At 56.5% G+C, this 20736-nt stretch carries 18 protein-coding genes; 10 read left to right on the top strand and 8 right to left on the bottom strand.

Annotated features, from left to right (window positions below):
• The first annotated feature begins 8 nt into the window (after positions 1-8).
• Entirely contained in the window at positions 9-734 is a 726-nt protein-coding gene (gene folM / locus OQV00_RS11645; RefSeq protein WP_099843712.1) for a dihydromonapterin reductase, read from the top strand.
• Here the strand turns inward: folM and OQV00_RS11640 are convergent.
• Positions 731-1066: a GlpM family protein gene (locus tag OQV00_RS11640; protein WP_004862575.1), complete on the bottom strand. Its 336-nt coding sequence runs from the start codon at positions 1064-1066 to the stop codon at positions 731-733. The genes folM and OQV00_RS11640 overlap by 4 nt on opposite strands.
• Positions 1067-1312: 246 nt before the next feature.
• On the opposite strand from OQV00_RS11640, the gene rstA reads away from it, so the two are divergent.
• On the top strand, positions 1313-2029 hold the full coding sequence (rstA, locus tag OQV00_RS11635; protein ID WP_004862578.1) for a two-component system response regulator RstA: 717 nt from the start codon (positions 1313-1315) through the stop codon (positions 2027-2029).
• Between the two features lie 55 nt (positions 2030-2084).
• On the opposite strand, the gene OQV00_RS11630 is transcribed toward rstA, so the two are convergent.
• The 3 genes from OQV00_RS11630 to OQV00_RS11620 are packed head-to-tail and all read right to left on the bottom strand — an operon-like array spanning position 2085 to position 3871.
• On the bottom strand, positions 2085-2987 hold the full coding sequence (locus OQV00_RS11630; RefSeq protein WP_266280399.1) for an MBL fold metallo-hydrolase: 903 nt from the start codon (positions 2985-2987) through the stop codon (positions 2085-2087).
• Positions 2988-2999: 12 nt separating this feature from the next.
• Positions 3000-3326, bottom strand: coding sequence for a hypothetical protein (locus OQV00_RS11625; RefSeq protein ID WP_044348979.1), 327 nt, complete (start codon positions 3324-3326; stop codon positions 3000-3002).
• Between the two features lie 20 nt (positions 3327-3346).
• The gene (locus tag OQV00_RS11620) at positions 3347-3871 is read right to left on the bottom strand and encodes a DUF4286 family protein (RefSeq protein ID WP_004862584.1); all 525 of its coding nucleotides are present in this window, start codon (positions 3869-3871) and stop codon (positions 3347-3349) included.
• Between the two features lie 163 nt (positions 3872-4034).
• On the opposite strand from OQV00_RS11620, the gene OQV00_RS11615 reads away from it, so the two are divergent.
• From OQV00_RS11615 to tus, 3 genes are all read left to right on the top strand, one after another.
• Entirely contained in the window at positions 4035-4925 is an 891-nt protein-coding gene (locus tag OQV00_RS11615) for a LysR substrate-binding domain-containing protein (protein ID WP_069475901.1), read from the top strand.
• A 158-nt stretch (positions 4926-5083) separates the two neighbouring features.
• Positions 5084-6385, top strand: coding sequence for a two-component system sensor histidine kinase RstB (rstB, locus tag OQV00_RS11610; protein WP_064356998.1), 1302 nt, complete (start codon positions 5084-5086; stop codon positions 6383-6385).
• Between the two features lie 83 nt (positions 6386-6468).
• The gene (tus, locus tag OQV00_RS11605; RefSeq protein ID WP_004862589.1) at positions 6469-7401 is read left to right on the top strand and encodes a DNA replication terminus site-binding protein; all 933 of its coding nucleotides are present in this window, start codon (positions 6469-6471) and stop codon (positions 7399-7401) included.
• On the opposite strand, the gene fumC is transcribed toward tus, so the two are convergent.
• Both fumC and fumA read right to left on the bottom strand, forming a co-directional pair.
• Positions 7391-8791, bottom strand: a complete 1401-nt coding sequence (fumC, locus tag OQV00_RS11600) for a class II fumarate hydratase (RefSeq protein ID WP_015584215.1) — start codon at positions 8789-8791, stop codon at positions 7391-7393. The two genes, tus and fumC, sit on opposite strands and share 11 nt — an antisense overlap.
• Positions 8792-8935: 144 nt before the next feature.
• The gene (gene fumA, locus OQV00_RS11595) at positions 8936-10582 is read right to left on the bottom strand and encodes a class I fumarate hydratase FumA (RefSeq protein WP_032687435.1); all 1647 of its coding nucleotides are present in this window, start codon (positions 10580-10582) and stop codon (positions 8936-8938) included.
• A gap of 196 nt (positions 10583-10778) precedes the next feature.
• Between fumA and manA the strand changes: the two genes are divergently transcribed.
• Both manA and OQV00_RS11585 read left to right on the top strand, forming a co-directional pair.
• Entirely contained in the window at positions 10779-11957 is a 1179-nt protein-coding gene (gene manA, locus OQV00_RS11590) for a mannose-6-phosphate isomerase (protein WP_004862597.1), read from the top strand.
• 98 nt (positions 11958-12055) lie between these two features.
• Positions 12056-13600, top strand: coding sequence for a YdgA family protein (locus tag OQV00_RS11585; RefSeq protein ID WP_266280365.1), 1545 nt, complete (start codon positions 12056-12058; stop codon positions 13598-13600).
• 178 nt (positions 13601-13778) lie between these two features.
• Here OQV00_RS11585 and OQV00_RS11580 read toward each other — a convergent pair whose 3' ends face one another.
• Positions 13779-14807 (bottom strand): Mal regulon transcriptional regulator MalI, encoded by a 1029-nt coding sequence (locus OQV00_RS11580; RefSeq protein WP_266280363.1) that lies wholly within the window; start codon positions 14805-14807, stop codon positions 13779-13781.
• A 174-nt stretch (positions 14808-14981) separates the two neighbouring features.
• Between OQV00_RS11580 and malX the strand changes: the two genes are divergently transcribed.
• Together malX and OQV00_RS11570 are read left to right on the top strand one after the other, a co-directional pair.
• Positions 14982-16574 carry a maltose/glucose-specific PTS transporter subunit IIBC gene (gene malX / locus OQV00_RS11575; RefSeq protein WP_004862603.1) on the top strand — a complete coding sequence of 531 codons (1593 nt, stop codon included), beginning with the start codon at positions 14982-14984 and terminating at the stop codon, positions 16572-16574.
• 49 nt (positions 16575-16623) lie between these two features.
• Positions 16624-17796 carry a MalY/PatB family protein gene (locus OQV00_RS11570; RefSeq protein WP_054828937.1) on the top strand — a complete coding sequence of 391 codons (1173 nt, stop codon included), beginning with the start codon at positions 16624-16626 and terminating at the stop codon, positions 17794-17796.
• A 62-nt stretch (positions 17797-17858) separates the two neighbouring features.
• Here the strand turns inward: OQV00_RS11570 and OQV00_RS11565 are convergent, their stop codons facing one another.
• On the bottom strand, positions 17859-18887 hold the full coding sequence (locus tag OQV00_RS11565) for a CorA family divalent cation transporter (RefSeq protein WP_004862606.1): 1029 nt from the start codon (positions 18885-18887) through the stop codon (positions 17859-17861).
• A 187-nt stretch (positions 18888-19074) separates the two neighbouring features.
• Here OQV00_RS11565 and OQV00_RS11560 point away from each other — a divergent pair, with 187 nt between their 5' ends.
• Entirely contained in the window at positions 19075-20697 is a 1623-nt protein-coding gene (locus tag OQV00_RS11560) for an inorganic phosphate transporter (RefSeq protein ID WP_015584211.1), read from the top strand.
• Positions 20698-20736 lie beyond the last annotated feature (39 nt).

The following is a 20736-nucleotide window of genomic DNA, read 5'->3' as shown; positions in this document are numbered from 1 at the left end:
AGATACCCATGACTGTCCGACAGCCTCGCCCGATTCTCATCACCGGTGGAGGCCGCCGCATCGGCCTTGCGCTGGCGCACCATTTTCTGGATCAGCAGCAGCCGGTTATCGTCAGCTATCGCACGCACTACCCGGCCATTGACGCACTGCGCGACGCCGGAGCTATCTGTCTTACCGCCGATTTTAGTACCGATGAGCAGATACTGGCCTTCGCCGAAGCGGTAAAACACCACGCCGCCGCCGGCCTGCGCGCCATCGTCCATAACGCCAGCGACTGGATGGCTGAAAAGCCGGGCATTCCACTCACCACGGTGCTGGCCAGCATGATGCAGATCCACGTTCATGCCCCCTATTTGCTCAACCATGCGCTGGAAACGCTCCTGCGCGGGCACGGGCACGCCGCCAGCGACATTATTCATATCACTGACTATGTCGTTGAACGCGGCAGCGATAAGCATATTGCCTACGCGGCCAGTAAAGCGGCACTGGATAATATGACCCGCTCGTTTGCCCGCAAGCTGGCGCCGGAGATTAAGGTCAACGCCGTTGCCCCTTCGCTGATCATGTTTAATGAGGGCGACGACGCCGAATATCGCCAGCAGGCGCTGGATAAATCGCTCATGAAAAGCGTGGCGGGCGAAAAAGAGATCATCGACCTGCTCGATTATCTGTTCGCCAGCCGGTTCGTTACGGGCCGCTCTTTTGCCGTGGATGGCGGCAGACACCTGCGTTAGTGGAAGCGGCTCCAGCCGAGGATCAGCAGCCAGGCACACAGCCCCCAGCACCCGACTGCGCCCGCCAACGCCAACGGCAGGCGCATCATCCCGGTGAAGTACCAGAGCGACAGCAGATAGACGAAATAGGGAATGATTGACCACATCCCAAAGACGATCGTGGTCCGCAGCGCCTCAAGCCCGCGTTCGCTGGCCACAATATAATGCGCAATCAGGGCAAAGGTCGGAAATAGCGGAATTAAACCAGCAATATAATAATTTTTGCTTTTCGACAGTACGCCAATCAATATCACCACCAGCGCACCGATCAGCCCTTTAATCAACAACCCCATTCCTTTAGCCTTAACATTTAAACAACAGTTGATGTAGCATAACGGAAGTATCTCTCTTCACAATATTATTCGAATCGCCCCACCGCGGCGCAAGAGCGAATGCCCCGAAGCATAGATAACCGGCTGACCGCTCCGCGCGAAGCAAACGTCGGGGTCGCTTGAAGGATGAGGTCTTTTTTATAAAAGAGTAATGGCAGGTAGTCTGGTGGCGGTGTATGTTAATTCTTTTTCCAGTACAAGTAAGATATGAATAAGATCGTTTTTGTTGAGGATGATCCGGAAGTGGGCGCTCTGATTGCCGCTTATCTCGGAAAGCACGATATGGACGTAGTGGTTGAACCACGAGGTGACCGGGCAGAAGAGGTTATCGCGCGGGAAAAACCCGATCTGGTGTTGTTGGATATCATGCTGCCAGGCAAAGACGGCATGACTCTGTGCCGCGATCTGCGCGGCCAGTGGCAAGGTCCGATTGTGTTGCTCACCTCGCTCGACAGCGATATGAACCATATTTTGTCCCTGGAAATGGGCGCCAGCGATTACATTCTGAAGACCACGCCGCCTGCCGTATTGCTGGCACGTCTGCGCCTGCATTTACGCCAGCACGTCGCCTCCCCCGTGACCAATGCTCCGGCATCGCTCACCCCGCATAAATCGATTGCATTCGGTTCACTGCTCATCGACCCGGTTAATCGTCAGGTATTGCTCGGTGGCGAAAGCGTGGCCCTCTCAACGGCGGATTTTGAGCTGTTATGGGAACTGGCCACCCACGCCGGACAGATTATGGATCGTGATGCGTTGCTGAAAAATCTGCGCGGCGTCAGTTACGATGGGATGGATCGCAGCGTGGATGTGGCAATTTCGCGCCTGCGGAAAAAACTGCTCGACAGCGCGACCGAGCCCTATCGCATCAAGACGGTGCGCAATAAAGGGTATCTGTTCGCTCCTCACGCCTGGGACAATTAATCTTCCCCCGCCGTAGAGCGCGACAAAAAACCGCCGACGGGTTAATGCGGGTCACTTAATGGTGACCCGCATTTTTGGCCTGGCGGCCAGTCCTGGATGCACACCAGCATTCTCGCCCGTTTTCCCGGTAGGCAATACGGTAACCCTGGCCCGCCTTGAGCACGTTGGCAAAACCCGAACGGTCTAAATGCATTCCTGCAACCAACAGTTTTTCACTTGCCGCCTGCGCGAGGATTTTTTTACGTGTCTCTTCAGCCTGAAGGGGGTCACAGTCAAACACAATGGAAACGTCCGGGCGTGCTGACTGGATATGCGGAAAATGGACGATGTCTCCCCAGATCAATAAGCATTGTTCCCCGGAAGTGATACGGAATCCGGTATGCCCTGGCGTATGTCCTGGCAGCCATACCGGGAGAATACCCTCAGTTATCGCCCCCTCGTCAAGCAGGCGCAGCTGCCGGGCGTACACGTCTAACGTCCTGCGGGCGAGGTTAAAATTTCGCTTCCCGCGCTCATTCGCTACTTTAAATCGTTCATTATCCTGCCAGTATTGCGCCTCAAGCGGGTGAAGATGAAGTTCGGCCTGTTTAAAAACAGGTAGCCCTTCGGCATCTAAAAGCCCCCCAATATGGTCAGGATGGCCGTGCGTCAGCAACACGGTATCGACATCATCGGGGCTGATACCTGCAGCGCCAAGATTATCTATGAGTTGCCCGCCTACGTTATTCAGCCCCCCGGCACCGGCATCGACCAGGAGGGTTCGCCCGCGCCCCTGGATAAGATAGCCGTTGATATGGATATTGCCGGGTTCAGCGATCCGGGCGCGGTGTTGAATCACCGTTGCTTCTGCTGTTTCAATGCCTGACAGCCAATCCAGACTGGCGGACATCGTGCCATCGCTCAGCGCGGTCACCACAAAATCCCCAATCCGACGGGTTGAAAAAGAGTGATGGTTCATCGTTACCTCTGGTTAATTGCGCGCAAACAGGTGTGATGCAGCGGAGCCAAAACAGCGAATACGCGCTGTAAGGCCCGAAGCTTCTCGAATGGCTCGTTCTAACTCGCGCATGAACTCCTCCATGACTTCTGACGTACGCACGTTTGTCAGACGATAAAAAAGCTCGGCATATACCGGATGTCCGCATCCGGGTTTTACATCGACATAGATGATATGCACATTTTCCGACTCCGCAGCGAGAATGCCTGTGCAGAGCGCACTGCAGATACGCGTTAAATCGCGGAGGTCACTAAACCTGGCAGCATGTTCCTGAGAAAGATAAAACGTCAGATTCGGCATGTTGATAAACTCGCCTCCCTTCAGGCTTGAGCAGGATTCGTCAACTGCGCTGTCAGCGGCGCATAGAAGTTTACGCCGGGCAGGTCAGCTAACTGCGCGGCAGTTTCCCGCGTCACCACCCAGGCAATGCGTCGGGCGGGCATTTTATCTAATCCTGACGCCTGCATTTGCAGTGCCGGGTACCCCAGCCCCTCAATAAAGCTCAATGGCTGGGTGCTGAGCAGCAGGATTTCATCACTGGCTACCGCAGGTGCCGTGCCGTCACACTCATACAAATTACGCTGCCAGTCGGTGATGTGATTTTGCCAGCGTGAAAAATGACCGCCCCCTTTCAGCTTGTACTCCTCGCTGGTAAGTACCTCTGCATACTTCACCGTATGAATGGCGAGATACCGGGAGCCGCCTGGTTTCAGGGCCTTAAAACGCTGGGAAGAGCTAAACCCGGCGACCGAAATCAGCGCGGGCAGCTTTTGCTGGCTGTAAAACGTATTCCACTCCTGCTCACTTTCAGGGTCGGTATAGTTACACTCCACGGTATAGAGCATCGATTCACCTCTGCATGAATAAAACGCAGGGCCCGAATGGCCTTGCTTAATGACTTTTGATCATGCTATATGCTGTTAACTCGGCGATGAATCGATATTAATTCAAGTTTTAGTGACATTATGTCACTAACAATTCACACTTCCGTCGAATAAGGCAATTCTAATGCGCAGAAAAATTCCCAGCAGCGCTTCACTTCAGGCGTTTGAGGCCGCTGCCCGGCACGGTAATTTTGCCCGTGCCGCCGCGGAGCTATCGCTGACCGAAGGCGCCATCAGTAGACAGATTGCCCGCCTGGAGGCTCTGCTCGAGTGCAGACTATTTGACCGTACGGGAACCCGAGTAAAGCTTAATCCAGTGGGTTCACACTATGCCCATCACGTACGGGAAATACTCGAACGGTTAGAACGGGATACTCAGTATGTGATGGGCATGCCCGAAGGCAGCAGAAGCCTGGAAATTGCTGTCCTGCCGACGTTTTGCAGCCGCTGGCTGATTCCCCGGCTCAGCGGCTTTCAGTCTTTATATCCGGACATCACGTTGAATATCGCGGCGAGAACCGACCCTTTCATTATCACCGGGAGCGGATTTGACGCGGCGATTCATTTCGAGCATCCCGCATGGGCGGGTATGCGCACGCAGGTTCTGTTTGAAGAGAAGCTGGTGCCGGTTTGTCGTCCCGACCTGTTAAGCGATAAGGATATCGTTGAACAGTTGAATACACTGCCCCGCATTCACCGGCGGCAGAACCCAGAAGCCTGGCTGCATTATGCCGGGCAAAGTGGGGTAGTCCTTGATAACCCGGCGCAGGGAGTCCGCTATGACCTTCATGAAATGGCGATAGCAGCCGTACTGGCGGGACAAGGTGTGGCCATGGTGCCACGCATCTACGTCGAAAAAGAGCTAAACCAGGGATTGCTGGTTGCGCCCTGGCCGGACTCAGAGCAACTGAGCAAGACATTTTGTTTGGTAAAACCGGTGGAAACAGGAATTAATGAACCCGCCCTGCAAGATTTTGAGCGCTGGTTACGGGCAGAACCGATGCTCGTGACATAGCGGTTGTCTGCTTTCTGTCAAAAGCGGAAAATAAAACATGATAAGAATCAGCTGCAGTTTAATATTTATAATCCATAAAAGAGCGATGCCAATGCTCCATCGTGCCCATGAAGGTAAAAGACAGGTAGTTAACTTTTTTGATTTTTAGGTGAGATTTAATGAAAAAGCTGTTTGTGCAGTTTTACCTTCTGCTGTTCGTCTGCTTCCTGGTGATGACCATGCTGGTGGGGCTGGTGTATAAATTCACCGCCGAACGTGCGGGCCGGCAGTCGCTGGACGATCTGATGAAAAGCTCGTTGTATCTGATGCGCAGCGAGCTGCGGGAAATCCCACCGCGCGACTGGAGCAAAACGCTAAAGGAGCTGGATCTTAATCTGTCGTTCGATCTGCATATTGAGCCGCTGAGCAAATTTAAGCTGTCGGAAAACTCCATGCAGCATCTGCGCGCCGGGGATATTGTCGCCCTCGATGATGAATACACCTTTATTCAACGCATTCCGCGAAGTCACTATGTTCTGTCGGTGGGCCCCGTCCCCTATCTCTACTTCCTCCACGAGATGCGTTTGCTGGATGTTGCCTTAATGGCTTTCATCGCCATTTCGCTGGCCTTTCCGGTGTTCATCTGGATGCGCCCCCACTGGCAGGATATGTTGCGTCTTGAGACCGCAGCACAACGCTTTGGCGAGGGGCATTTCACCGAACGCATTCATTTCGACAGTATGTCCAGCTTCGAGCGTCTGGGCGTGGCCTTTAACCAGATGGCCGACAATATCAACGCGCTAATCGCCAGCAAGAAGCTGCTGATCGACGGCATTGCCCACGAACTGCGTACTCCGCTGGTGCGTCTGCGCTATCGCCTTGAGATGAGTGAAAACCTGACCGAAGCGGAATCCCTGGCGCTGAACCGCGATATTGGGCAGCTGGAAGCCTTAATCGAGGAGCTGTTGACCTACGCCCGTCTGGACCGACCGCAGAACGAACTACACCTGACGACGCCTGATTTTCCCGCCTGGATAGCGGCGCACGTTGAAGAGATTCAGATGGTGAATCCCCAACGCGATGTGACGTTACATAAGGTGGTCGCCGGGGATTACGGCGCGCTTGATATGCGTCTGATGGAACGGGTGCTGGACAATCTCGTCAACAACGCTTTGCGCTACAGCAATCAGCGAATTCAGGTCAGCCTCACGCTACAGGGTTCGCGCGCAACTTTACAGGTTGAAGATGACGGTCCGGGCATCGACCCGGAGGAGCGCGAGCGGGTGTTTGAGCCCTTTGTCCGTCTCGATCCTAGCCGTGACAGGGCCACCGGCGGCTGCGGGCTTGGGCTGGCGATCGTCCACAGTATCGCCCAGGCCATGTCCGGCGAGGTGAGCTGCGGCGCCAGCTCTCTGGGCGGCGCTCGCTTTTGTTTTAGCTGGCCAATCTATCACCAGCTGCCCAATTTGAGCGCTCTTTGAGTACTGCCTGACCCTCTTGCGCAGGTGCTTCGGCCTGCGTATAGTTAAAAACCAAACAGTATGTTGTAACTAAGGTGGGCGCCATGGCCAGCTACGATCTCGTTGAACGTCTGAATGACACCTTTCGCCAGCTGGAACGCGAGCTACAGATGCTCCAGCAACGCCTGCGCGCCTGTCGACTACTGGCCGCCCGGGTGTTTGAACTGCCGGCCGTCAGTAAAGAGACGGAACACGATCCGCTGGAGACTATTCAGGTGGTTCAGCACACCGGTCAACCGGCGCTGGAGATGGCGCTGAAACACTACAGCCATCTGTTCATTCAACAGCAATCAGAAAGCCGTAGCAGTAAGGCTGCGGTCCGCCTCCCCGGCGCCATCTGCCTGCAAACCGATGGCGAGGAACAGGCGGCGTTACTGCAGAGCATTTCTCGCATTAACGCGCTGAAAGCCGCTTTCGAAAAGATTGTCACCGTTGATTCCGGCCTGCCCGCCGCGGCACGTTTTGAATGGGTGCACCGTCATCTGCCGGGGCTTATCACCCTCAGCGCCTACCGTACCTTGACGGTGCTATGCGACCCAAGCACCCTTCGCTTCGGTTGGGCTAATAAGCACGTGATTAAAAATCTCACCCGTGATGAGGTGCTGCAGCAGCTGGAAAAAAGTCTGCAATCGCCGCGCGCGGTGCCGCCCTGGACGCGTGAACAGTGGCAAAGCAAACTGGAGCGAGAATATCAGGATGTCGCCGCTCTGCCGCAGCGGGCAAAACTTAAGATCAAGCGGCCGGTGAAGGTCCAGCCTATTGCACGCGTCTGGTACGCCGGTGAACAGAAACAGGTGCAGTACGCCTGCCCGGGCCCGCTTATCACGCTGATATCCGGCACTCAGGGGGTGAGCGTGCCGGATATCGGCGAGTTACTGAACTACGATGCGGATAATGTGCAGTATCGCTATAAGCCGCAGGCGCAGTCGCTCAGGTTACTTATCCCGCGACTGCATCTGTGGCTGGCTAACGAGTAGCCATGCTGCCCACCATCTCTTCCGGGCGCACCCAGCTGTCAAATTCGGCCTCCGTCAGATAGCCCAGCGCTAACGCGGAGGCTTTGAGCGTCAGCCCCTCTTTATGCGCCTTTTTGGCAATCTCCGCCGCTTTGTCATAGCCAATATGGGTATTCAGCGCCGTGACCAGCATCAGTGACTCATTGAGCAACTGAGCGATCCGTTCACGGTTCGGTTCGATGCCGGTCGCACAGTGTTCATTAAAACTCTCCATCCCATCCGCCAGCAGACGCACCGATTGCAGGAAGTTATGAATCACCATCGGACGATATACGTTCAGTTCGAAGTTACCGGACGCCCCGCCGATATTGACCGCCACATCATTCCCCATAACCTGACAGCACAGCATCGTCAGCGCTTCGCACTGCGTCGGGTTAACCTTACCGGGCATGATGGATGAGCCGGGTTCATTTTCCGGAATCGCGATTTCGCCAATCCCGCAACGCGGGCCGGAAGCCAGCCAGCGTACATCGTTGGCAATCTTCATCAACGAAGCCGCCAGCCCCTTCAGCGCCCCGTGGGCATGAACCAGCGCATCGCAGGTCGCGAGGGCTTCAAATTTATTCGGCGCAGTGACGAACGGCTGGCCGCTGAGGGTCGCCAGTTCTTCCGCTACGCGAACGGCATATTGCGGATGGGTATTCAGACCGGTACCAACGGCGGTACCGCCCAACGCCAGCTCGCTCAGGTGCGGCAGGCTCAGCTCCAGATGGCGGAGATTGTGTTCCAGCATCGCCACCCAACCTGAGAACTCCTGCCCCAGCGTTAACGGCGTCGCATCCTGCAGGTGCGTGCGGCCAATCTTAACGATGTCGTTGAAGGCCGCAGCTTTATCACTCAGCGTCTGTTTCAGCACCGTGAGCCGGGGGATGAGCGCTTCGCGCAGCGCGATAATCGCCGCGACATGCATCGCGGTTGGAAAGACATCGTTGGAACTCTGGCTCTTGTTAACGTCATCGTTAGGATGAACTTTGCGCTCCATGCCACGCACGCCGCCCAGCAGCTCACTGGCGCGGTTGGCCAACACTTCGTTCATGTTCATGTTGCTTTGCGTGCCGGAACCGGTCTGCCAGATGGCCAGCGGAAATTCATCGGGATGATTGCCGGCCAGAACTTCATCTGCGGCTTGAATAATCGCTCCGGCCTTCTCTGCGGTCAGTAATCCCAAATCCTGGTTAACCTTCGCCGCCGCCCGTTTGGTCAGCGCCAGCGCATAAATCAGTTCGCCCGGCATTTTTTCCGTCGAGATGCGGAAATGTTCCAGCGAACGCTGGGTCTGCGCGCCCCATAGCTTATCGGCAGGCACCTCGATAGCGCCCATTGAGTCTCTTTCACTGCGATGCGTTGTCATTACTTTCTCCTTGAATACAAAGTACGTAATTACGACAAAGCTCACCTGCTATAAAGGGTTAAGTATTGGTCAAATTTTTAAGATTATGTTGCTCGTTCGTGCCGCTAAACGACATAAAAAAACCGCCCCGGAGGGCGGCTTAGATTATTTCACACAGCGTGTGCACTGCGAGGTCTGAATCTGCTGGAAGAAATCGTTGCCTTTGTCATCCACCAGGATGAAGGCCGGGAAATCTTCCACTTCGATTTTCCAGATAGCTTCCATCCCCAGTTCCGGATACGCCACGCACTCCAGGCTGCGGATACTCTGCTGCGCCAGCACCGCCGCCGGGCCGCCAATGCTGCCGAGATAGAATCCGCCGTGTTTGTGACAGGCGTCGGTCACCTGCTGGCTGCGGTTGCCTTTTGCCAGCATCACCATGCTGGCGCCGTGGGACTGCAGCAGATCAACATAGGAGTCCATGCGCCCCGCGGTGGTTGGGCCGAGTGAACCTGAGGCATAGCCATCGGGCGTTTTCGCCGGACCGGCGTAGTAGATCGGGTGATCTTTCACGTACTGCGGCAGCGCTTCGCCGTTATCCAGCAGCTCTTTCAGCTTCGCGTGGGCGATATCTCGCGCCACGATGATGGTACCGCTGAGCGACAGCCGGGTCGATACCGGGTACTGCGACAGCAGTGCCAGAATCTCGCTCATCGGCTGATTGAGATTAACCTTCACCGCTTCACCTTCACCGGCCTGACGCAGCGACTCCGGAATGTATTTACCCGGATTGCTTTCCAGCTTCTCCAGCCAGATCCCTTCCCGGTTGATTTTGGCCTTGATATTGCGGTCAGCGGAACAGGAGACGCCCATGCCGACCGGACAGGAGGCTCCGTGGCGCGGCAGACGCACTACGCGGATATCGTGGGCGAAGTATTTGCCGCCGAACTGGGCGCCGAGGCCGAGATTCTGCGCTTCCAGCAGCAGCTCTTGCTCCAGCTGAATATCGCGGAACGCCTGGCCGTGTTCGTTACCTTCAGTCGGCAGGCCATCATAATATTTGGTCGATGCCAGCTTCACGGTTTTCAGCGTCGATTCCGCCGAGGTGCCGCCGATCACAAAGGCGATATGGTACGGCGGACAGGCCGCGGTGCCGAGGGTGCGCATCTTCTCAACCAGGTAGCTTTTCAGCTTCGCCGGGGTAATCAGCGCTTTGGTTTCCTGATACAGATAGGTCTTGTTGGCCGAACCGCCGCCCTTGGCGATACAGAGGAATTTGTATTCGTCGCCGTCGGTGGCATACAGATCGATCTGCGCCGGCAGGTTAGTCCCGGTGTTGACCTCTTTATACATATCCAGGGCCGCGTTCTGCGAGTAGCGCAGGTTATCCTGGATATAGGTGTTATACACCCCCTGCGCCAGCGCCGCTTCATCGCCGCCGCCGGTCCAGACGCGCTGGCCCTTTTTACCGGTGATGATTGCGGTACCGGTATCCTGGCAGGTCGGCAAAATGCCTTTGGCCGCGATATCGGAGTTGCGCAGGAACTGCAGGGCGACGTATTTGTCGTTTTCGCTGGCTTCCGGGTCGTTAAGGATATCGGCGACCTGCTGCTGGTGCGCCGGGCGCAACATGAAGGAAGCATCGTGGAAAGCGTGTTGTGCCAGAAGGGTCAGCGCCTGAGGTTCAACCTTCAGGACTTCCTGGCCGGCGAATTCGGCGACAGAGACGTAGTCACGACTGAGGAGATAATACTCGGTGTCATCCTTTTTAAGGGGAAAAGGATCCTGATAAACAAACGGTTTATTCGACATTGTGCTCTCACTTACTGCTGGGCTGATTATATTTCAGGCAGACACTCCATTTGCCTGTAGAAAAGCGAGTCGATCAATTTTACACAAAATTTTAACAAAAACTGAGACAGGGACGACTTTTTCTTTCAGCAGTTGCTTCTCGGCGGTTTGCTGGTTTAATAGAGCGATTATTATCATGTGGAAACAGGGATTGAGAATGCAAAAGCTCATTAACTCAGTGCAGAACTATGCCTGGGGAAGTCACACCGCATTAACGGAACTTTATGGTATCGCCAACCCGGACAACCTGCCAATGGCAGAGCTGTGGATGGGCGCGCATCCGAAGAGCAGTTCGCAGGTTCTCGACGCTGACGGTCGCCCGCACGCGCTGCGCCAGATCATTGACGGCGACAAGTCCGCCCTGCTCGGCGACAAGGTTGCACAGCGTTTCGGCGAACTGCCGTTCCTGTTTAAAGTGCTCTGCGCCGCCCAGCCGCTCTCCATTCAGGTTCATCCGAACAAGCAGGCTTCAGAAATTGGCTTTGCCAAAGAGAACGCCGCCGGCATTCCGCTGGATGCCGCTGAACGTAATTATAAAGATCCTAACCACAAGCCGGAGCTGGTCTTTGCGCTGACGCCATTCCTGGCGATGAACGCGTTCCGCGAATTTAACGAGATTGCCGCCCTGCTGCAGCCGGTTGCCAGCGCGCACCCGGCCATCGGCGAATTCCTCAGTCACCCGGATGCTGAACATTTAAGCCAGCTGTTCGCCGGCCTGCTCAATATGCAAGGCGAAGAAAAAGCGCAGGCTCTGCGCGTGCTGCAAGCGGCGCTGGATAACCAACAGGGCGAACCGTGGCAGACCATCCGCCTGATCGCCGAATTCTATCCCGACGACAGCGGCCTGTTCTCTCCGCTGCTGCTTAACGTGGTGAAGCTGAATCCAGGCGAAGCGATGTTCCTGTTCGCCGAAACGCCGCACGCCTACCTGCAGGGCGTGGCGCTGGAGGTGATGGCCAACTCGGATAACGTGCTGCGTGCCGGCCTGACGCCGAAGTACATTGATATTCCTGAGCTGGTTGCCAACGTGAAGTTCGTTGCCAAGCCGGCAGGCGAGCTGCTGACTCAGCCGGTGCAACAGGCCGCGGAGCTGGATTTCCCGATTCCGGTCGATGATTTCGCCTTCTCCCTGCACGATCTCTCGGCACAGGAATCCACCCTCGACCAGCAGAGCGCGGCTATCATCTTCTGCGTAGAAGGCGAAGCGGTTCTGCGTAAAGGTGAACAGCGTCTGACCCTGAAAGCCGGTGAGTCGGCCTTTATTGGCTGTAACGAGTCGCCGGTCGCGGTCAGCGGCAGCGGTCGTCTGGCGCGCGTCTTTAATAAGCTCAAGTAAGTTACTGAACTTTTTAGTCGCGCTTGCTAGACTTTCCCTCATCATGACAACATGACCAGGCGGCTCGATCCGCCTGGTTTTATTTATGGACAAATGCTATGAAGAAATCGCTGGTCGCAGCAGGAATTATCGTGGCGCTGGGCGTCATCTGGACAGGCGGCGCCTGGTACACAGGGAAACAGCTGGAAAGCTACCTCGCCGAGGTAGTGCAACAGGCTAATGCGCAGCTACAGAGCAGCGCGCCGGAAGCGGGCGTCGAGCTGTCATGGCAAAACTATCAGCGCGGCGTATTCAGTAGCCACCTGCAGCTGGTAGTGAAGCCGGTTGCCGGTAAAGAGAACAGCTGGCTGGCGGCCGGGCAGTCGCTGGTGTTTGATGAAGTGGTCGATCACGGCCCCTTCCCGGCGGCAGCGCTGAAATCCGGCCAGCTTGCCCCGGCGATGGCGTCCGTCAGAACCACGCTGGTCAATAACGATGCCAGCAAAGGGCTGTTTGATATCGCCAAAGGCGAGTCACCGTTTACCATCAATACCCGGATTGCCTACAGCGGCGACAGCCGGTCGGCTATCGACCTGAGACCACTGGACTACGCGAAAGGCGATGAGAAAGTCACCTTCAGCGGCGGCCAGTTCCAGCTCGATGCGGATGCGGAAGGCAAATCGGTGAGTCTGAGCGGCGAAGCGAGCAGCGGTCAGATCAACGCGCTGAATGAATACAACCAGAAAGTTCAGTTGAACTTCAATAACCTGAAAACCGACGGCGCCACCGAGATGACCAGCTTCAATGAGCGCATCGGTAAGCAGAAAATCTCCCTGGAGAAGCTGTCGATTGGCGTTGAAGGGAAAGAGCTGGCCCTGCTGGAAGGCATGAACATCGATGGCCAGTCTTCGCTGACTGAAGACGGTAAAGGGATTAACAGCCAGCTGGATTACACCGTCAACAGCCTGAAGCTGCAAAACCAGGATATCGGCAGCGGTAAACTGACCGTCAAGCTGGCGAATCTTGACGGCCAGGCCTGGCATCAGTTCAGCCAGCAGTACAATGCCGAAGCGCAGGCGCTGATGGCGAACCCGCAGCTGGCGCAGAATCCTGAGCTGTACCAGCAGGCGCTGACGGAAACCTTCTTTAAAGCGCTACCGATTTTACTGAAGGGTAACCCGTCGCTGACTATCGCCCCGCTGAGCTGGCGCAACGCCAAAGGGGAAAGCACCTTTAATATGTCTGTTCTGCTGAAAGACCCGGCGCTGACCACCGCTGAACCGCAAACGCTGGCGGATGAAGTGGATCGCAGCGTCAAGTCGCTCGACAGCAAGCTGGTCATTCCGGTCGATATGGCCACCGCATTTATGACTCAGGTTGCCGGCCTCGAAGGCTACCAGCCGGAAGATGCGGCTAAACTGGCAGACCAGCAGGTGAAAGGTCTTGCCGCCATGGGCCAGATGTTCCGCATTACCGCGATGGAAGACAACGCGATCACCTCCAGTCTGCAATACGCCGAAGGTCAGGTCACCCTGAACGGGCAGAAAATGCCGCTGGATGAGTTCGCCGGAATGTTTGGCTTTACTCTGCCGGCAGCCCCTGGCGCCGAACCGCAGGAAACCCTGCCAGAAGAAGTGGCGCCGCCGGTCGCGCCGCAGCAGTAATCTCGCGATTAGCCCCTTTCGAGGGGCTCAGTTTAGCGGTCAGTGCCCGGCGACGCTTCGCTTGCGCGGGCCTACCGGAGACGTGGCAACCGCTACAATCACGCAGGCCCGGTAAGGCGTAACTCCACCGGGCAAGAATGCGGGAACCATAGTTTACATCTGAGCCCCTTTCGAGGGGCTATTTTCGGGTCACCAGCCGCGGGGGCATAATTTGATTTCTCGCGCTCATCTGCCCCTTCTCCAGACGCCGTAGAATACATTCCGCCAGGCTTTGGCCCATCTCGCGCGCAGGCGTGGTGACCCAGGTCAACGGCACATCATCCAGCGCGCTTTCCGGGACTTCGGCAAAAGCCGCCAGCGCCACGCGCTGTTCAAAATAGCTTTCCACGCTGTCTTCGCCGCTCTGGCGTCCCGCTCGCATCAGGCCAAACCAGGCGCCGGTGGCAATCACGTTGTTGTAACACAGCACGGCGGTTATGGTCGGATTCTGCCGCAGCAGCGAGGCCATTGCTTCGGCCGCCAGCTTTTGGCTGGATTCGCACTCCACGACCCATTCGCTATGAAACGGCAGACCGTACTTCAGCAGCGTCGCGCAGTATCCGCCCACCCGCTCCGCCCGCGTCAACGACGCGCTTTGTCCGCCGAGCCAGGCAATGCGCTGGTGTCCGCGGCGGATCAGATGCTCGGTGACAATCTGCGCGGCCTGCATATTATCCGGGCGGATAAGGTCGATATCATCGAGGTAGCTGGCGCGGGAGGCAAACACCAGCGGCATACCAACCTCCGCGGCGTGATCGCGCAGTTCGCTACCTTTGTCGATAGCACCGGCAATAATCACCCCGTCTACACCCTGCGAAATCAGGGTTTCAAAACGTTGACGCATTTTTTCCCCACCGTAGCCGCCCTGGGTAAGAAAGACCATTTTCCCCTCGGCCTCAAGCGCATCGGTCAGCCCGGCGGTAAGCTCCGCATAAAACGGCTTGGAGAGGTCGCTCACGATAAGACCAATCACGCCGCTCTGCCCGCCGCGCAGTGCAGCCGCCTGGCGGTTACGCACAAAACCCAGCTGTTCAATCGCCTGATTGACGCGCTCGCCGGTGGCCGACGATATCCGGCCTTTGCCGCTCAGCACCAGTGAGACCGTACTCACCGACACTCCGGCCACCTGCGCAACGTCGTTAATGGTGATCTTTTTTGCGATAGCCATAACTGCAACCGTCTCCCTGTGGCGGTCGATAAAACGTTTTATCAATGGGTTACCTTTATAAACGTTATCTTCGCCTGATTATGTGATTTTTATCGCACTAAAAAGTGATAAAACGTTTTATCTTGCCGTAGCGTTACACCCTACCCATAACTTAAAAAATCAGGATTCGTGTTAATGACGGCAAAAACGACACCAAAAATTACCTTGTGGGAGTTTTTCCAGCAGTTAGGAAAAACGTTTATGTTGCCCGTGGCATTGCTTTCTTTTTGCGGGATCATGCTGGGGATCGGCAGCTCTTTAAGCAGCCACGATGTGCTCACCCTGCTGCCATGGCTCGATATTCCGCTGCTGCAGGCTGTGTTTGTCTGGATGAGCAAAGTCGGCTCCTTCGCCTTTAGCTTCCTGCCGGTGATGTTCTGTATCGCGATTCCGCTGGGGCTGGCGCGTGAAAATAAAGGCGTGGCGGCCTTCGCCGGCTTCGTCGGCTATGCGGTCATGAACCTGGCGGTGAACTTCTGGCTCACCGCGAAAGGGATTCTCCCCACGACCGATGCCGCGGTGCTGAAAGCCAACAATATCCAGAACATCATCGGTATTCAGTCGATCGATACCGGGATCCTGGGGGCGGTGATCGCCGGGATCATTGTCTGGATGCTGCACGAGCGTTTTCACAATATCCGCCTGCCTGACGCATTAGCCTTCTTCGGCGGCACGCGTTTTGTACCGATTATCACCACCGTGGTGCTCGGGCTGGTTGGTCTGGTTATCCCCCTCGTCTGGCCGGTCTTTGCCATGGGAATTAATGCCCTCGGTCACGTGATTAACAGCGCGGGCGACTTCGGACCGATGATCTTCGGCACCGGCGAACGTTTGCTGCTGCCGTTCGGTCTGCACCACATTCTGGTGGCGCTGATTCGCTTTACCGAAGCGGGCGGGACCATGGATGTGTGCGGTCATACCGTCAGCGGCGCGCTGACTATCTTCCAGGCGCAGCTAAGCTGCCCGGAAACTCACGGCTTCTCAGAAAGCGCCACCCGCTTCCTGTCGCAGGGTAAAATGCCGGCATTCCTCGGCGGCCTGCCGGGAGCGGCACTGGCGATGTACCACTGCGCACGTCCGGAAAACCGTCATAAAATTAAAGGCCTGCTGATCTCCGGGGTGATTGCCTGTGTCGTCGGCGGCACCACTGAACCGCTGGAGTTCCTGTTCCTGTTCGTCGCCCCGGTACTGTATGTTATTCACGCCCTGCTGACCGGCCTTGGTTTCACCATTATGGCGGTGCTGGGCGTCACTATCGGCAACACCGACGGGAACGTCATTGACTTCGTGGTCTTCGGCATCCTGCACGGTCTGGCAACCAAGTGGTATCTGGTACCGGTGGTTGCCGCCATCTGGTTTGCGGTGTATTACGGCATCTTCCGTTTCGCCATTACCCGCTTTAACCTGAAAACACCGGGCCGCGATATCGAAACCCAGACAGCCTTTGACAAAGCCGTGAGCGGCGTCACCGGTAAATCTGGTTACAACGTGCCGGCAATTCTGGCCGCGCTGGGCGGAGCCGAGAATATCGTCTCCCTGGATAACTGCATTACCCGCCTGCGGCTGTCGGTGCACGACATGAGTAAAGTGGATAGCGCCGCGCTGAAAGCCAACCGCGCCATCGGCGTCGTACAGCTGAATCAGCATAACCTGCAGGTTGTTATCGGCCCTCAGGTGCAGTCGGTGAAAGATGAAATGACCGTCCTGATGAATACCGTCCAGGCATAAACGCCCGCCCCCTCCTGACCCGGAGGGGGCTTTGATAAAGGAAGTGTCAATGTTTGATTTTGCAACGCCTGTCGATCGCCACGGCACCTGGTGTACGCAATGGGACTACGTAGCCGACCGCTTCGGCGCCGCCGACCTGCTCCCCTTTACTATCTCCGATATGGATTTCGCCACCGCCCCCTGCATTCTTGATGCCCTCAGTCAGCGCCTGGCGCACGGCGTGTTCGGCTACAGCCGCTGGAAAAACGATGAGTTTCTGGGCGCGGTCGCCCACTGGTACGCCAGCCGTTTTCACTGCCCCGTTAACCGCGATGCGATCGTCTATGGCCCGTCGGTCATTTACATGGTAGCGGAGATGATTCGCCAGTGGTCTGACGAAGGCGACGGTGTGGTCGTCCATACCCCGGCCTATGACGCTTTTTATAAAACCATTGAAGGAAACCGGCGTCGCGTTGCATCGGTGCCGCTGACGCAGCGGGATAATCAGTGGCATTGCGATATGGCGCAGCTTGAACGCACGCTGGCGGAGCCGCGCAACACGCTGCTGCTGCTGTGCAGCCCGCATAACCCGACCGGGAAAGTGTGGCGCCGCGAGGAGCTTGAGACCATGGCCCTGCTGTGCGAAAAGCACGGCGTGAAGGTCATCAGCGATGAGATTCATATGGATATGTGTTGGGGTGAGCATCGTCATACGCCGTGGTGCGACGTCGCTCGCGGGCCGTGGGCGCTGTTCACCTCCGGCTCAAAAAGCTTCAATATTCCCGCGTTTACCGGGGCTTACGGCCTGATTGATGATGCCGCATCCCGCGAAGCTTATCTCACGGCTCTGAAGAGTCGCGATGGCCTCTCTTCGCCTTCCGTACCGGCGCTGGTCGCCCATATTGCCGCCTACCGTGAAGGCGCCCCGTGGCTCGATGCGCTGCGGGCCTATTTACAGGACAACATGCGCTATATTGCTCAGGCGCTCAATCACGCCTTCCCGCAGCTGAACTGGCAGCCGCCGCAGGCCACCTATCTCGCCTGGATCGATCTGCGCCCGCTCGGCGTAGACGATCGCGCGCTGCAAAAAGCGCTCATCGAGGTTCAGAAGGTCGCCATTATGCCCGGGTATACCTACGGCGAAGAAGGCGTTGGTTTTGTGCGCCTCAATGCCGGCTGTCCCCGGGAGAAACTGGAAAAAGGCGTCAACGGATTGATTGCCGCGCTGCGCGCTTTAGCATAGCGATACCGCGGCGTACCGCACGGCGTCGGCCGTGTTAAACGCCGCGGACAAGTCTACCCGGCTCACAAGTCGTCCCGCCGCCGAAAGGCCAGATATCCGGCCCCAAGGGTAAATCCACCGACGAGCAGCACCAGCAGGATAAACCCGTGATGATTGGTGGACAGCGGGATCCCCCCGACGTTCATGCCGAAGAACCCCGCCACAATATTGATCGGTAACGCCAGCACGGTAATGACCGTCAAGGTATATAGCGTGCGGTTGCTTCTTTCCATTTGCCGGGCGCTGATCTCCTCCTGCAGCAGGCTGATACGCTCGGTCAGCCCGGAGAGATCGTTGAGCACCACGGTAAACTCCTCGGTGAACTGGCGAAACTCCTGAACCACGGAGCGATCGATCCACGCCGGAGGCCGGTTGAGGAGTCGAAACATGGCTGCCGGTTCGGGAGCCAACAGCCGCTGAAAGCGCAGGAGCATCCGCCGCAGGCGCGCCAGGTCGGCGCGGTTACGCTGGACGTGGTTACTGAGCAGCCGCTCTTCGATGGCATCGACATGGCGGCTGGCCTGGCGCACCACCTGTTCCAGCACCTCCTCCTGCTCCTCCAGTAAAAAGGCCAGCAGCGCGGTGGAGGATGTCACGTGCAATGTCGCCAGCCGCGGCAACATCCATTCAATAAAGCGCAGCGGCTTATAGCGGGCCGTCACCACCAGCTTCTGGCTGCAGTACAGCCACAGCGTCGATGTTTCTGCGGTGGTCTCTTTGGGATGAAAAATGACGTCGTTAAGCACGGCAAACAAATTGTCGCCCTGGCGCTCAATGCGGGTGGTGTGAGAGCCGTCGCGGATCTCCTCAAAGAAAAAATCGGCAACGGGGAAATGATTCATCAACCACTTCTCGGCGGTTGCGTGGTTGAGATTGAGATGCAGCCAGACGAAATCATTTTCGCCGTCCAGCTCGTGAAAGCGGGCGCATACTTGCTGGGAGGTGATTTGCAGCGGCTGATGCCCTTCCCGAAAAAGAAAACCGTACACCAACCCGGAGACTTCCATATCAAAATCGGGCTTTAACATCTTTCCTGCGACATCTTGACTCATATATCCCTCAGGATTGTATTGCATGCTGTTCGGACCCGAATAAAGTCATCTTTCGCTATTTTTCAGAGCCTGGCAAGGTTAATGATTTGTTCATCAAACGGAAACCTGGCTGACATCTGCGTTTTATAAGTTCAGCGCTGTCACCCGTAACAATTTATCCTGTCTGACGTTTAAAGGAAGGTTCCTGATGAGCGATAACAGCAGCTCGCAACGCGTTGCGCCGGGCCTTAGCCCGCAAATCATCCAGTCAAAGATTTACCAAAAGAACAGTAAAAAAACTGTTCTTTTTTTTGTCTTTTTATTAGCTATCGGCATCGCATTTTCCGCCGTGAGCTTATTTAACGACGTGGCCCGTTCAGGAACGGTATATACCAGCTACCTGCCTTTTCTTTTATTAGGGCTGGCTTTATTGATTGCACTCGGCTTTGAGTTTGTTAACGGCTTTCATGATACCGCCAACGCCGTGGCCACCGTCATCTATACCCACTCCCTGCCGCCGACGGTCGCGGTCATGTGGTCCGGCTTTTTTAATTTCCTCGGCGTGTTGCTCTCCAGCGGCGTGGTGGCCTTTGGTATCATTTCATTACTCCCGGTCGAACTCATTCTGCAGGCCGGTACCGGCAACGGGTTTGCCATGGTGTATGCCCTGCTGTTTTCAGCCATTATCTGGAACCTGGGCACCTGGTGGTTCGGCCTGCCGTCCTCTTCGTCACACACGCTGATCGGCTCGATCATTGGCGTCGGCGTTTCAAACGCGCTGATCCACGGGCGCAACGGTACCAGCGGCGTCGACTGGGGCCAGGCGGTCAATGTCGGCTATTCTTTGCTGCTCTCGCCGGTGGTCGGTTTTGTCTGCGCCGCCGTCCTGCTGCTGCTGTTAAAGCGTTTCGTCAAAAACAAGCAGCTCTACGCCGCACCGGAAAATGACGCGCCGCCGCCGCTGTGGATCCGTAGTCTGCTGATCCTCACCTGTACCGGCGTCTCGTTTGCCCACGGTTCTAACGACGGGCAAAAGGGAATGGGGCTAATTATGCTGATTCTGGTGGGGACCATGCCCATTGCCTATGCGCTTAACCGCACTCTGCCGCCGGAACAGGCACCGCGGGTCGCGGCGCTGGCCGAAGTCACCGAAAACAGGCTGCTCAAACAATTCCCGGGCAACCTCCCCACCGATCCTCGTGAAGTGTTGACCCAGTATGTGCGCGACAGCCAGCTGACGCCGGACGTATTACCGGCGCTGGCGCGCCTTTCCGGCATTATTGGCGACCAGATTCGCCAGTACGGTTCGGTAGATAAAATCCCGGCCCAGGCGGTATCCAACACCCGTAACGATATGTATCTGGCTTCGGAAACTATCAAGCATTTGAAGAATAACCCCGATCTCCAACTGCCGCTGGAGACATCGCAGAATCTCGATGCGCTGAAAAAAGAGCTCGATAACGCCACGCGTTTCATTCCGTTCTGGGTCAAAGTGGCCGTTGCTCTGGCGCTCGGACTGGGTACCATGGTCGGCTGGCGGCGTATTGTCGTCACCATTGGCGAGAAGATCGGCAAAACGCACCTGACCTACGCGCAGGGTGCCAGCGCAGAACTGGTGGCGATGAGCACCATCGGCGCCGCCGATGCTTTTGGCCTTCCCGTTTCCACGACTCACGTCCTCTCTTCCGGTATCGCCGGAACCATGGCGGCAAATCGCTCAGGACTGCAGTTTTCTACCGTGCGTAATCTGCTGATGGCCTGGGTACTGACGCTGCCCGCCTCGGTGATCCTCTCCGCGGTGCTGTACTGGATGTTCGCAAAAGTGTCCTAGCCACCGGCGCAGATTTGCCCGCTTCCCGCCCGTCGCCCT

This window comes from Klebsiella sp. DY2415, from assembly GCF_026314315.1.
Lineage (GTDB): Bacteria > Pseudomonadota > Gammaproteobacteria > Enterobacterales > Enterobacteriaceae > Klebsiella > Klebsiella ornithinolytica.
Note: the sequence above shows the minus strand (reverse complement) of the source record. Positions and strands in the feature narration are given on the sequence as shown.